The sequence below is a fragment of the Flavobacteriaceae bacterium genome (genome assembly GCA_014075215.1).
In the GTDB taxonomy this organism is placed as follows: domain Bacteria; phylum Bacteroidota; class Bacteroidia; order Flavobacteriales; family Flavobacteriaceae; genus Polaribacter.
This window is the reverse complement of sequence record CP046177.1, coordinates 3,142,993-3,156,541: the sequence shown is the minus strand read 5'-3', so window position 1 is coordinate 3,156,541 and position 13,549 is coordinate 3,142,993. Positions and strand designations below refer to the sequence as shown.

Annotated in this window: 11 protein-coding genes and 1 pseudogene; 6 read left to right on the top strand and 6 right to left on the bottom strand. The window is 33.8% G+C overall.

What is annotated here, in order from left to right; all coding sequences use genetic code 11:
• Positions 1 to 28: 28 nt before the first annotated feature.
• The 3 genes and pseudogenes from GKR88_15710 to GKR88_15700 all read right to left on the bottom strand — a co-directional run bounded on the left by GKR88_15710 (position 29) and on the right by GKR88_15700 (position 1,857).
• Positions 29 to 295, bottom strand: coding sequence for a hypothetical protein (locus GKR88_15710; protein ID QMU65584.1), 267 nt, complete (start codon positions 293 to 295; stop codon positions 29 to 31).
• Positions 259 to 411 (bottom strand): SsrA-binding protein, encoded by a 153-nt coding sequence (locus tag GKR88_15705; protein QMU65583.1) that lies wholly within the window; start codon positions 409 to 411, stop codon positions 259 to 261. Before GKR88_15705 ends, GKR88_15710 begins: the two co-directional genes overlap by 37 nt.
• Positions 412 to 526: 115 nt before the next feature.
• A pseudogene (locus tag GKR88_15700) lies at positions 527 to 1,857 on the bottom strand (hypothetical protein).
• Between the two features lie 440 nt (positions 1,858 to 2,297).
• On the opposite strand from GKR88_15700, the gene GKR88_15695 reads away from it, so the two are divergent.
• Entirely contained in the window at positions 2,298 to 3,233 is a 936-nt protein-coding gene (locus GKR88_15695; GenBank protein QMU65582.1) for a calcium/sodium antiporter, read from the top strand.
• A 54-nt stretch (positions 3,234 to 3,287) separates the two neighbouring features.
• On the opposite strand, the gene GKR88_15690 is transcribed toward GKR88_15695, so the two are convergent.
• Entirely contained in the window at positions 3,288 to 4,301 is a 1,014-nt protein-coding gene (locus tag GKR88_15690) for a glutamine synthetase (GenBank protein ID QMU65581.1), read from the bottom strand.
• A gap of 612 nt (positions 4,302 to 4,913) precedes the next feature.
• Here GKR88_15690 and GKR88_15685 point away from each other — a divergent pair.
• The 4 genes from GKR88_15685 to GKR88_15670 all read left to right on the top strand — a co-directional run bounded on the left by GKR88_15685 (position 4,914) and on the right by GKR88_15670 (position 9,114).
• Positions 4,914 to 6,092, top strand: coding sequence for a phosphoribosylformylglycinamidine cyclo-ligase (locus GKR88_15685; GenBank protein QMU65580.1), 1,179 nt, complete (start codon positions 4,914 to 4,916; stop codon positions 6,090 to 6,092).
• 194 nt (positions 6,093 to 6,286) lie between these two features.
• The gene (locus tag GKR88_15680; GenBank protein ID QMU65579.1) at positions 6,287 to 7,882 is read left to right on the top strand and encodes a hypothetical protein; all 1,596 of its coding nucleotides are present in this window, start codon (positions 6,287 to 6,289) and stop codon (positions 7,880 to 7,882) included.
• 5 nt (positions 7,883 to 7,887) lie between these two features.
• Positions 7,888 to 8,421 (top strand): hypothetical protein, encoded by a 534-nt coding sequence (locus GKR88_15675; protein ID QMU66751.1) that lies wholly within the window; start codon positions 7,888 to 7,890, stop codon positions 8,419 to 8,421.
• 69 nt (positions 8,422 to 8,490) lie between these two features.
• A complete protein-coding gene (locus GKR88_15670; GenBank protein QMU65578.1) occupies positions 8,491 to 9,114 on the top strand; it encodes a hypothetical protein in 624 nt (207 codons plus the stop codon).
• Between the two features lie 100 nt (positions 9,115 to 9,214).
• On the opposite strand, the gene GKR88_15665 is transcribed toward GKR88_15670, so the two are convergent.
• A complete protein-coding gene (locus GKR88_15665) occupies positions 9,215 to 9,562 on the bottom strand; it encodes a hypothetical protein (GenBank protein ID QMU65577.1) in 348 nt (115 codons plus the stop codon).
• Between the two features lie 331 nt (positions 9,563 to 9,893).
• On the opposite strand from GKR88_15665, the gene prfA reads away from it, so the two are divergent.
• Positions 9,894 to 10,970 carry a peptide chain release factor 1 gene (prfA, locus tag GKR88_15660; protein ID QMU65576.1) on the top strand — a complete coding sequence of 359 codons (1,077 nt, stop codon included), beginning with the start codon at positions 9,894 to 9,896 and terminating at the stop codon, positions 10,968 to 10,970.
• 45 nt (positions 10,971 to 11,015) lie between these two features.
• Here the strand turns inward: prfA and GKR88_15655 are convergent, their stop codons facing one another.
• Positions 11,016 to 13,421: a DUF4968 domain-containing protein gene (locus tag GKR88_15655; GenBank protein QMU65575.1), complete on the bottom strand. Its 2,406-nt coding sequence runs from the start codon at positions 13,419 to 13,421 to the stop codon at positions 11,016 to 11,018.
• Positions 13,422 to 13,549 lie beyond the last annotated feature (128 nt).

Below are 13,549 nucleotides of genomic sequence, written 5' to 3'. Positions count from 1 at the left end.
GCATAATTAAGTGTAATCAAATAAAATTTTATAAATTGATTTCTTGTTCAAAATCATCTATAATCTTTTTTGCTTTTGCCAGATCTACATTCAAAATATATAACTCATCTATATGATTAGAAATTTCATATCCTACTATTTTATCAGATTTGGACAAGGATGAGATATTATTTTCTTCTAAAATTTTTTGAAGCCTTCTGACGAATATAGGTGATCCTGTAAATACTTTTATGTGCTCCTGATTCATACAATAGCTTTTTAATCTAATGAGTTTAAAGTAACATAAGCTCTCCATCCAATGACTGCCATTTGAAGCTTGGAAGCTTTTGTAATATCCAGCTGCTTTTTTGTGTATGAAGGTAATATCATTTTGTTTACTTTAGTAAGTATTTTAAAGGCTACTTTCTTCATTGCAGTGTGTTCATTCAGATGTCAAAAATACGAAAAATATACCATATTAGAACGAAGTAGCATTTGTATGCCACCTCGTTCGTCTTAAATAGTTTACTCTTTTTTATTTCTTTTTCTAAATCATTTTTTTAGCTAATTCTGCGCCAATCAACGATTCTAACAAATTCCCGTTATTTCCTGTACTTTTTTACCATCCTCAATATAGGTAGTCGGTAATTTCAGATCTTTTAGTTGCCCCGCAACACCTACAGCTGTTTTATATTCCCATTCCGCTTTTTCCTGTGGTGTTAGACCGGCATTGACCAATTTTGCATTTTCATAGTATTGAGCATTAGCAGCTACTTTTTTACTTTTTGCTTTATACAGCTCCACTTCATATTGTTTTTCCTCTTTAATCAAATTAAATTCAGCTACTTTAACCTCTGTTTCCGCAGCAATGGTTTGTTGAATCTGAACTTTTTCCAAACTAGCTCTTTCTTTGGCTTTTTCAGATTCCCCTTTGGTAACTTCTTTTTTAGCTCTGTAATATTCGCGTTCTGCCTGTTGTTTTTCAGGCTGCGTCTGCGCTACTTCACTTTTTTGTAAATCTAATCTTTCATCAAACGATTCTTCCCAATCCATACCGGTTACTTGTGCCTGGTATATTTTTAACCCGTATTGTTTTAATGTATTTGAATTATCTCGTACAATATTTCCGTTTGCATCTCTTTTGATTCTAAACTTTTTCTGCTTACTGGGTTTCCCCGCTTTTATTTTCCTTATAGCGGTAGTATCTCCAACAATTTCATTCGGATTTTCAGCTTCATAATATTGCTCTACCTGATACATTCCGTTTTCAAGTTGATCTCTGAAATACCTGCCAAAATCCGACGCTTGTCCTGAAATATAGTCTTGTGCAGCCATCAATTTACAGGTGTTTTTAATAGCAGCGTCAATATTTGGGAGTACTCTTCCAAAAATCAATTTTCCCTTGCTTTTATTTCTGTCAGCCATGTTTAAGAAAATTTCTTCATCATTGATATTTACTCCTACAATTACAGAAGTACTTATCTCCGCTTTAATGGCATCACTGAATTCCCATTTTTGTGCCTGTCGATTGTAAATTCCTTGTCCATCTTCAGGCAACTCTTCTTTAGTATCTACAATGATATCTTTAATAGAGATTTCATAGGATAGCGGAATTACCCTACCCCAATATTTTAGTTTAATGCCCTGAGTGGTAATCATCTTATCTCCACCACTTACATATTGTACTGCATATGCAGTTCCCGCATCGGCATAAAAAAACATTCCCGTAATAATACTCATCAGTATCCCTATAAATATAAGTTGTATGCTTCTTGCCTTTGTAAAAAGATTCAAGAGCTTATTTGTAGTAAAAACAGGCTTTAAGATGAGTGTTAAAACTCCTGTTATTATAAATAATATTCCAATAGTTGTTAGCATAGCTTTTGGTTTTAATGGTTCATAATTTAAATAAAGTAAATTGAAATTACAATAAGTGTTATCTCAATTATTTTAATCGCTAGTATAATCATTTTAATAATTTTTAAGTGAAATACATAATTCAATTCCGAAATTGGTTTCTGAAGATATATAAAGGCAAAGCAATTTTTATCATAATAATATAAAAAAGGATTTATTTGATTTTAATAATTAAATTAAAAATGATTTTTATGTTACAAAATGAAATACATATATCTACGAAAAGGTTTTAATTTATATTTTTTATCATTACTTATTATATAAAAGTGTAATAAAGTAAAGGGGTTTTCTGATGTTTTCTGAAAATAAAAAATGAAAAAACGGCTATTTTTACCAAATCTATCTTTTATGAGTTCATTATGTAGCATGATAAAAATGTATCTTCGCATCAAATTAAAATAATGAACTATTTGTATATCATTTTGGGGTTTACATTGCTCATTTTTGGAGGGAATTGGTTGTTAAAATCTGCTGTTTCAATTTCTTTGAGATTACAGATTCCAAAAATTATCATTGGCATGACGATTGTTTCTTTTGCAACTTCTGCTCCGGAACTCATTGTGAGTGTTCAATCTGCAATCAACGGATTTCCCGACTTGGCTCTTGGAAATGTCATAGGATCTAATATTGCAAATTTAGGTTTGGTTTTGGGAATTACATTACTAATTGCTAAAATTGATGTGCACAAGAGTTTCTATATTACAGACTGGCCGGTGATGATGGTAGCCTCATTGCTACTTTTTTATTTTTTGTATAATGACATGGTCATTTCTACCATAGAAGGCATTATTTTAAGCTCATTTCTAGTTGTTTTTTTAGTGTATTTATTGCGTTTTCAAAAACAAGCAGTTGTAGATGAAATGCCTGAAGATGATGAAGTGTTACCGAACTATAAAACAGCATTATTATTAATTATCGGCAGCCTGGGGCTATGGGGAGGCTCTGAATTATTAATTGAAGGAGCTACGGAACTTGCAAAAGAGTTTGGAGTAAGCGAGCGATTAATCGGAATAACGATTCTTTCTATAGGTACCAGTATTCCCGAGTTAGTAGCTTCCATTGTAGCAGTTATCAAAAAAGAAAAAGCAATTTCTTTGGGAAACCTTATAGGGTCTAATGTCTTTAATCTGTTAGCTGTTCTTGGAATTACCTCTATAATAACTCCCGTAAAAGTAGAAGACATTACCTTATTGACAAATGACATATATTGGATGTTAGCTATCTCTTTTTCAATTGTATTATTGGTATTTATGCCAAAAAAAATGCGATTGGAACGAAAAAACGGTATTATTTTGTTATTGGGATATATACTGTTTTTGTATACAACCATGCCATAAAAAAACCGCATTTATTTGCGGTTTTTTTATATCATCATATATCTATTACTACCATTAACCGATATCAGCAGACTTTACTGTTTTTACAATTCTGGCAGCAATCTTATATGGATCACCATTTGAAGCAGGTCTTCTATCCTCTAACCAGCCTTTCCAGCCTCTCTCTACTGTTATAATAGGAATTCTAATAGAAGCTCCTCTATCTGAAATACCAAAACTAAAATCATGGATAGAAGCAGTTTCGTGTAAACCGGTAAGGCGTTGATCGTTAAACTCGCCATACACAGCAATGTGTTCTGAAGCAACAGGTCTAAATGCTTCACAAATTTTTTCATACACTTTCTTACTTCCACAAGTTCTCAGGGTAGTGTTTGAGAAATTAGCATGCATCCCGGAGCCGTTCCAGTCTCCTTTTACAGGTTTGGGATGATACTCAATATAGTATCCGTATTTTTCTGTTAATCTATCTAATAAATAACGAGCTACCCAAATTTCATCTCCTGCTTTTTTAGCACCTTTGGCAAATAATTGAAATTCCCATTGCCCGCTGGCTACCTCTTGATTAATTCCCTCAAAGTTTAGCCCGGCAGCAATACACAAATCCGCATGCTCTTCTACAAAATCTCTACCATGTGTGTTTTTACCCCCTACGGAACAGTAATACATTCCCTGAGGTCCGGGATATCCTCCAATGGGGAACCCTAAAGGTAACTGGGTTTCAGTATCCATAATGAAATACTCTTGTTCAAACCCAAACCAAAAATCATTATCTTCATCTTCTATGGTTGCTCTGGCATTTGAAGGATGAGGTGTTCTGTCTGCATTTAAAACTTCGGTCATCACTAAGTATCCATTTTCTCTCGCAGGATCCGGGTAAATAGCTACCGGTTTTAATAAACAATCGGAAGAATTCCCTTCAGCTTGTTTTGTTGACGAACCATCAAAAGACCAAACAGGACAATCTTCTAGTTCTCCGCTAAAATTATCTTCAATTTTAGTTTTGCTTCTCATATTCTGAGTCGGGAAATAACCATCTAACCAAATGTACTCTAATTTAGATTTACTCATTGTGTTGTGTTGTTTTTACTGGTTAATAACGGAAGCAAATATACCTGAAATCCTGTTTTTCCAGTAAAAAAAAAGAGCGATTCACATCTTTTTGTCAAAAAATTATTCACATTTGTTACTTTGCTAAAAAAGAGGGTGTTAGAATGTTTTTTTCTCAAAAAAAGAAAGCTATTTTGAGAATTTAAAAACGGTTTTTTTTGAATCTCTTCTGTTAAATTTTACGAATACCTTTTAGTAAAGATATTTTATTGATGATCTTTTTGATTATACCAGTAATTTCAAGTGATAAATGGTGAACTCATCTTGACTTTTTGTTTTTAACCGAAAATGAGCTGAAATTTAACTGGATAAGGCGCTTTTTGAAAGCTATAGCAACGCTATAGGTAAGAAAAGTAATGAAATATAGGTGAATTTCAGTCATTTTTTAGGAAATAGAAAAAGTCAAGATGAGTTCGGTATTAAATATTGAAAAATTAAAGAATTGAAAGATTTAAAAATCAGAGGATTTAAAAAAATGTTCTAGTGTTTAATCAGGGGTAAACGAGTATTTACAGCTATTTTTTATTCGGAAATGAAAACAATCCGTACTTTTGTACAAAATTCCTACACAAGATGAGCCAGGAGGTTTCTAAAAGGTATGCCCAACGAGGTGTCTCTGCTTCTAAAGAGGATGTTCATAATGCCATCAAAAATATTGACAAAGGGTTGTTCCCAAAAGCATTTTGCAAGATCGTTCCCGATTACTTGACCCATGATGAGTCTTATTGCTTGGTTATGCATGCAGACGGTGCAGGAACCAAATCATCTTTGGCTTATATGTACTGGAAAGAGACGGGAGATATATCTGTGTGGAAAGGAATTGCTCAGGATGCGTTGATTATGAATATGGATGATCTGCTGTGTGTTGGAGCAACAGATCATATTTTGTTGTCTTCTACCATTGGCAGGAACAAGAATTTGATTCCCGGTGAAGTGATTGCCGCGATTATCAACGGAGCTGAAGAATTGATTGCGGAATTAAAGAATTTTGGTGTTACTATCCATGCTACCGGGGGGGAGACAGCGGACGTAGGTGATTTGGTAAGAACCATTATCGTCGACTCTACCGTAACTGCCAGAATGAGACGATCGGATGTTATTGACAATGCGAACATTCAACCCGGAGACGTGATTGTCGGACTGGCTTCTTATGGACAGGCTACTTATGAAAAAGAATACAACGGAGGTATGGGAAGTAACGGTTTGACCTCTGCCAGGCACGATGTTTTTCACAAGTATTTGGCAGAGAAATTCCCTGAAAGTTTTGATGCTTCTGTTCCGAAAGAGCTGATATATTCCGGAAATACAAAACTGACAGATACGGTTGAAAACGCACCGATTGATGCCGGAAAATTGGTATTATCGCCTACAAGAACCTATGCACCTGTTATCAAAGAGATCTTATCAAAATACAATTCGGAGACCATTCACGGTATGGTGCATTGTTCGGGAGGAGCACAAACTAAAATCCTGCATTTTGTAGAGCATGTTCATGTGGTTAAAGACAATATGTTTGCAATTCCGCCATTGTTTAAACTAATTCAAGAACAATCCAAAACAGATTGGAAAGAAATGTATCAGGTATTTAACTGCGGACACCGGATGGAGTTATACGTATCTTCGGAAATTGCTGATCATCTGATTGCGATTTCCAAATCGTACTATGTCGATGCACAAATTATAGGTAGGGTAGAAACTTCTGATGCTAAAAAGCTCACCATACAAAGCGAATATGGAACGTTTATCTATTGATATTGACTTTTTCTCAAAAAAATAATGCTCTTTTTTTAGTGTTTTAAAAGAGTTGAGATATGGTGGCTCAACTTGAAATTTTCAACTATATTACATTTCAATGAGAATGATCTATTTTTATTTGAGCAGGGTTTTTCCAATTATTAAGGTAAAATTAATACATTTACCGCTAATTGTATAAATACATATAAAAGATGAAACCACTAAACACCCTAAAAATTGCTTATTTATTTACTAGCTTGCTATTGTTAGGAGCTTGTGAATTTAATGAGAACGAAAATCTTTTGATTGAAAGAGCAGATTTATCTGACCTAAAACTAGAAAATAGAAAATTTAGCTTTGCATCCAAAGAAGAGTTGGCTTCTAAAATTGAATTATTGAAGAGAGGCAGTAGAGAAAATGCTGAAAAATTATTTAGGAAGTTTTATGAAAAAGGTTTTATTCCCATGGAAGAACCAATTATTGCTTCTCATGATGTTGAATTGTTAGAAAAGATTTTTAATAAAAAAAAACAATTACAGAGTAGAAGTGTCGATAGTACTGATAATTCAAACCTAATTGGAGATAAGGTTTTTGTTGCTTTTATAAATGATGATAATGAAATAATTGTTGATGGTAAATTATATAAATTTTCGTCAAGAGGTTTATTTTTTGGAGAGCTGAAAGATAGCTTGAGAATAAGAAATTATGTATCTACTTCTTCTCAAAATAGAAGTACTTCTAGGACTTCTATGTGTGAATACAGAAGATCTGAAGGAGGAATTCGAGAGGTAGAAGATGGTATTCATAGGTTTATAAGGCCAGTTGAAGATGATGAAATTTGTGGCGGTGGAAGCTCAGGCGGATCAGGAGGAGGTTCAGGTGTGTCTACGGGTACGCCTAGTGCTAATCCAAGGTATTCAGCTATTGGCTTAAATAGTTTAATCCAAAATTTAAGAGTGGTTACCAATCCTGATGATAACTGGTTTCAAAATATATTTGGCGAATATAGATATGCTCATGAGTATTTTAGTGATGACGAGTATCGTTTTGAATTAGATTACTGGAATCAAACATGGCTAATATACAGGTCTTTAGGTGTTGAGGCCGAAACTCATGAAGAAGGTTGGTTTTGGTGGAATAATGTAGATTCGGATGAGATAATTCTCGGTATAAATAAAGTTCATTTGCAGTATAATTTACCTCAACCTAACCTGCTATTTTATCATAATTACGTTAATCATTCTTTCAATCAATTTTTCCAACCCCTATATATACATGATGGAAGTTTCTTTATTAAAAATAATAATTCAAATTACGATCCTGTCCAAATTAAAGTATTAAATAATACTCAACTACCTTTCTTTGAGTTTAAGAATGAAGCAGTTTTAAACATTTACATAGGAAAACCTCTTAATATTAGTATAAATTATAATGTTTTAAATGAGTCCAATATTAGAGCATTGTATAAATTAGGAATAGATTTTCTAGAATCAAAACTTGGAACTACTGATAAACCTTTTTATATCACATTACAAAGTACCGGAGACAAAGTTGATGTTTTACTTTTTGACAAATTTGATAGAAAATATAATACTGACGAAGTAGAAAATAAGTTTGATTCGGATTGGGCTTTTTCAGCATCAGTTAAAACTCTTGATGCCGGACAAACTTGGACATCTGATTATGGACTGCAAAATTTATCAGGGGCAGCATTTAATTATCTTGGCAATTACACACATAAAGAAGTTGATGTTTATGGATTAGCAAGAAGAGGTAACGAATGGAGAGGTTTGAGATTAAAGTTTTGAGCGATATGAGAATTTTAATTTTTTTTTTATTAGTTACCTTTAGTCTATTTTCTCAAGGACAAAAGACAAGTAAGGTATGGAGGATTAATTTTCTTAATCCAAGTATTGAAGTAGAATTACCTATAAGTAGTACTACAGCTTTATCTTTAGCTACAGGTATTGGTTATAGTATTAGTTATCCACACACTAATATTGGAGGAGATTCAGGCTTTATCACTTCTTTTAATCCGTTTTTGGATGTACAACAAAAATGGTTTTATAACTTTAATAAAAGAGAAGCTAAAAAACTCAATATTTCTAATAATTCTGGTAACTTTATCTCTGGAAGGGTATTGATTAGATCAGAATCATTATTTGGTAACTCTAATGGTACCGATACATTAGACTTTGCATTAGGTCCTACTTGGGGTATTCAGCGAAAATATGGTAAAAATTTTCATTTTTTGTTTGATATGGGTCCCATATATTATTTTGATATTAAGGGAAGAAGTGGTTTTTTTCCGTTAATGTTACAAATTAATTTAGGATTCGATTTGTAGTTATTTAAAAGTCAATAAGGGTAACCTGTTCGTATTTTTTCAGATTCACTTATCCTTTTTTAATATATTTTGAGATATAATTTTTGCCTTTTTCTATTCTTAACTTTTGGAAAGTTGCTTTTCAGTCAAGTAAGCATTTACGATGCTATAAAAACAGGAAAAGAAATATCTAAATTTAAAAATTTAGATGAATTATCTCCTAAATTAATTCAATCTTTTAGTATTGAAATTTCTTTACCCCAAAAAATAAATTATCAATATAAATCTGGGGGAGAAACTTTACGAAGCAGGCTATCTTTTGCTTCATTTTATACAATAAATTACCCCATTCTAAAAAAAGTAACTTTAGGCCTTATAAGTGGAATGCAACATCAATCACAAGGTAGCGTAACTGGTTTAAAAGTAGGTGGTTTGTTAAGGTATTATTTTAAAGATTATGAATCTGCAAATTTTTACTTTATGACGGCTAGAAGTATTGGCCTTTTTGGGAAAATAGACAATTCACCGGGTTTTGGAAATGCTAGGTTTGCTTTAGAATTTCCGGTTGAAAAAATGGATGAGCTTAACTTAATACTTACTATTTTTTGGGATAATGACTCTTATAAATTAAAAAAACCTATTCTTGAAAATGAAATTCCCAGACAAATAACTTACCACCAAGGATATGGTTTAGGAATTGGAATACAGTTTTGATTATTTTACCGAAAAACAGCAAAATAATACCGGTAGATTCAAGTGGTAAATGACATCGAATACGTAATAGAAGAATGTCTAAGTATTCATGTGTGTTGAACTATAATGATTTTATAAAGACAAAATCAATGGTAAAGTCATCATTTGAAACAGTAGCTTTTAGTGTATCGGAGTGCATATAATAACTGATCTTTTTTGGAAATTCATTCTTTGGGTTTTCGCAGGTAAAAGAAATTTGGGTTTGAGATGTAAAACGAAACAAAGTAGGCTTTTCATTTACTCCTTCAACTTGCAAATAAAGGGTGTCGTTTTTATTGATAATACTAAGAATTTCTTTGAAAACCGTGTCTTTTTCTTGTAGCGTATATCCTATTCCGGTAAAGTCAGAGTTCCATTTTTCATAGGTTTTTTGTCCAGATTTATCATTCAAACGAGTCCAGTTACCCAAGAGAAATTCCGGTTTTTTATGTATTTTTTTATGGCAGGAAATCAGAAAAATGCAACATAGGATATATATAAGTTTTTTCATGACATTATTAACTTTGAATAAAGATAGTATCTATTTTTTTGGTTATCCGTTTTGATATGTAATTTATAGATATTAAGTGAATTATAAAAATTAAAGATGAAAAGATTGAAAGGTTTCCAAGATGCTCTCCGGATGATTATCCTTATACCGGTATTATTTTAACTTAGAGCTCATTTTTTGATATTCAATATTTTTTTAGAAAAAGATTATGATAAAAAATTGTAAATTCGCTATCCAATAACGACGGAGGATGTTAGACAAACTACAGATAGTAAAACAGCGATATGATGAGGTTTCCGATTTGATTATTCAACCTGATATTATTACTGATCAGAAGCGTTATGTACGATTGAACAAAGAGTACAAAGACTTGGGCGTAATGGTTAAAAAAGCCAAAGAATATGAAATGCTGTTAGGCAATATTACAGAAGCGAAAGAAATTATTGCTGATGGTTCCGATGCTGAAATGGTAGAGATGGCTAAAATGGAAATGGATGAAGCTAATAATAGGATTCCTCAATTGGAAGAAGAAATAAAGTTTTTACTGATTCCAAAAGACCCTGAAGATGCTAAAAATGCTGTAGTGGAATTACGAGCAGGAACCGGAGGAGATGAGGCAAGTATTTTTGCCGGTGATTTATTTAGAATGTATACGAAGTATTGTGAGAGTAAAGGTTGGAAGGTTGCCACGGTAGATTTCAGTGAAGGAACTAATGGCGGATTCAAAGAAATTCAGTTTGAAGTAACGGGTGAAGATGTGTATGGAATACTAAAATTTGAAGCCGGAGTACATCGTGTACAGCGTGTGCCACAGACAGAAACACAGGGACGTGTACATACTTCTGCGGCCACTTGTATGGTATTTCCCGAAGCAGAAGAATTTGATGTGGAAATTGATCCAAAAGATGTGCGAATTGATTATTTCTGTTCTTCAGGCCCTGGCGGGCAATCTGTAAATACAACGTATTCTGCAGTTCGGTTAACGCATATTCCCACCGAATTAGTGGCGCAATGCCAAGATCAGAAATCGCAACATAAGAATAAAGAAAAAGCCTTTAAAGTATTGCGTTCTCGTTTATATGATTTGGAATTAGCTAAAAAACAAGAAGCCGATGCCGCAAAGCGCGGTTCTATGGTAACGTCAGGAGATCGTTCTGCAAAGATCAGAACTTACAATTATCCGCAAGGTCGTGTTACCGATCATAGAATTGGCCTGACCTTATACAATCTGTCCAATATTGTCAATGGTGATCTTCAAAAGATAACCGATGAATTGATGCTGGCAGAAAACATGAATAAACTTAAAGAGTTGAGAGAGTCTATTTAGACAAGATGAAGAGTTTGATTCTTCATACAATAACAACCCAAAATATCATTCTCCGAACAAATGCAGTTCCGTAAACTCCTTATTGATGGTAATGGAATTTTTAACGTTTACTTTTAAGTTTTTTAATGGAATTTCTACATTATCAATTTGTATGGATGTGATGGTAAACGGCAGGTTGTGAAAAACGAGATGAAATTTAGTGTAATTTGCATCAAATTTCCCTTCTTTATGTTGTTGTAAGATAACTTCTGTCTTTTTTCCTGTTAATTTAAAAGTACGTAAGCTATATCTTCCTTTTTTATAATCGTATCCGTCGTGAGCATCATCATATAACGTAGAAGATTCCTTACCTGTTTTGTGGTAAACATCCAAAGTAATTTCATCAAATTGCTTTTCACCGACATACTGTTGTATAGGGTATTTGGGGATGACTGCTCCTTCTTTAATAAAGATCGGCATGCTATCTAAATCAGCATCCACCCACATTTCTTCACCGCCTTCAACAATTTCATCGCTCCAGAAGTTATACCATTTTCCCCGTGGAATGTACATTCTTCTTCCTTTGGCATTAGGCTCTAAAACAGGGCAGACCAAAATATGATCTCCATAGATAAATTCATCGCTTCTGTAGTGTGTATGAATATCTTCCTGATCGTATAGAACCAGCGATTTTATAACAGGTATTCCTTCATTAGCATATTTCCAGAATGCCGTATACAAATAAGGTAATAACTGGTATCGGATTTCTATGAATTTACGAACGATGTCCGTGATATCGTTTCCAAATTCCCAAGGTTCCTGATCTCCGTGATCGCCTGAAGAGTGAACCCTGCAAAATGTGTGAAAAATACCTAATTGTATCCAGCGAGTAAACAACTCGCCTTGAGGTTGTTCTGCAAATCCTCCAATATCACTTCCGACAAATGAGAAACCGGACATGGCCATACGTTGTGCCTGGACATTCGCAATCCATAAATGCTCCCAAGTAGCAATATTATCACCTGTCCAGCTAGACGTATAACGTTGTGTGCCGGAATAAGCAGAACGTGTAATCACGAACGGGCGTTTTGGATACGAATATTTCTTTAACCCGTGATAGGTGGCACGTGCCATCTGCATTCCATAAATATTGTGTGCTTTGCGATGGCTACACGGATTTCCGTCGTAATCATGACGTACATCATCCGGAAAAGTTTTATTAGGAACTTCCATCACAGCCGGTTCATTCATGTCGTTCCAAACTCCTTTTACTCCGATATCTTCAATCAGTTCTTTGTATAAGTCTGACCACCAATCGCGTACCTCTGCATTAGTGAAGTCCGGAAAATAACATGCTCCGGGCCATACTTTCCCTTTCATATAAGGTCCATCGGCACGTTTACAGAAATAATCTTTATCCAATGCTTCTTTAAAGACATCGTATTCCGGATCGATTTTAATTCCCGGATCAATAATCACTACCATTTTAAATCCATCATCTTCCAATGCTTTTACCATGCGCTTTGGATCGGGAAACCGATTTTTATTCCAGGTAAAACAACGGAAACCATCCATATAATCAATGTCTAAATAAATCGCATCACACGGAATATTAAGTTTCCTGAATTTTTGGGTAACTTCTTTTACATTGCTCTCCGGATAATAACTCCATTTGCACTGATGGAAACCCAAGGCCCAAAGTGGCGGCAAATGATGTGGTTTTCCTGTTAGATCCGTATAGCTAACCACCACATCTTCCATTTTCGGTCCGTAAATGAAATAATAATTCATTTCACCACCATCTGCCCAAAAACTGGTAGTATTCCTTCGTTCGTATGCAAAATCAAAATGTGTTCTGAATGAGTTATCAAAGAAGATTCCGTAAGCTTTGTTGTCATGAATCCCCGTGTAAAAGGGAATGGCTTTGTAGATAGGATCAGTTTCTTTTCCAAAAGCGTAAGAATCGGTTGCCCAATTTTCAAAACGCCGTCCTTTTAACCCCACTTGTACGGGCTTATCTCCTAAGCCATAATAACTTTCTGTTTTATAAGAAACCTTACTCATTTTAACAATATTCCCTCCAAAATGATAGTTCTCTTCCCAATGAAAACCAAGCTCATCTTCATTGATTAATTTTCCGTCATTTGCATCATACAAATCAATACGCATATCATCTTTGTTAACTTTACAAATGAGCTTTGAAGTGGTAATTACATAGTGATCCGTTTCCTCAAAAACTTCTAATTTGTTGTACCCGCGACTTGCATATTTAGTAATTCCATAAGAAAAATCGTTTTCAAATTTTCCCGTGGTGGTATAACGAAAACGCAGTACACTATCTCTAAAAATCGTCAGTTGTAAAACCACACCATTTTTAGCAGTGAAGTATAAACTATCAACATCTTTTGAGTATTTTACAATATAAGTAGGAAATTGATTACCTTTTTGTTCTAATTCAGTATTTACAATCATCCGTCATTCAATTTTTGATATGTAAAAAAACATAAAAATTTAGTAGTGGCAAAAATGTTTTATTTTAAGTTGTTAACGATAACGGTATAGTTGTGCAGTTTCAAGTTGGAAAATTTCAAGTTTTAAGT

Bases quoted from the DNA above. Each gene is read 5' to 3' on its own strand.
- GKR88_15710 (QMU65584.1), bottom strand. From the start codon at position 295: ATGGAGAGCTTATGTTACTTTAAACTCATTAGATTAAAAAGCTATTGT.
- GKR88_15705 (QMU65583.1), bottom strand. From the start codon at position 411: ATGAAGAAAGTAGCCTTTAAAATACTTACTAAAGTAAACAAAATGATA.
- GKR88_15695 (QMU65582.1), top strand. From the start codon at position 2,298: ATGAACTATTTGTATATCATTTTGGGGTTTACATTGCTCATTTTTGGA.
- GKR88_15690 (QMU65581.1), bottom strand. From the start codon at position 4,301: ATGAGTAAATCTAAATTAGAGTACATTTGGTTAGATGGTTATTTCCCG.
- GKR88_15685 (QMU65580.1), top strand. From the start codon at position 4,914: ATGAGCCAGGAGGTTTCTAAAAGGTATGCCCAACGAGGTGTCTCTGCT.
- GKR88_15680 (QMU65579.1), top strand. From the start codon at position 6,287: ATGAAACCACTAAACACCCTAAAAATTGCTTATTTATTTACTAGCTTG.
- GKR88_15675 (QMU66751.1), top strand. From the start codon at position 7,888: ATGAGAATTTTAATTTTTTTTTTATTAGTTACCTTTAGTCTATTTTCT.
- prfA (QMU65576.1), top strand. From the start codon at position 9,894: ATGTTAGACAAACTACAGATAGTAAAACAGCGATATGATGAGGTTTCC.
- GKR88_15655 (QMU65575.1), bottom strand. From the start codon at position 13,421: ATGATTGTAAATACTGAATTAGAACAAAAAGGTAATCAATTTCCTACT.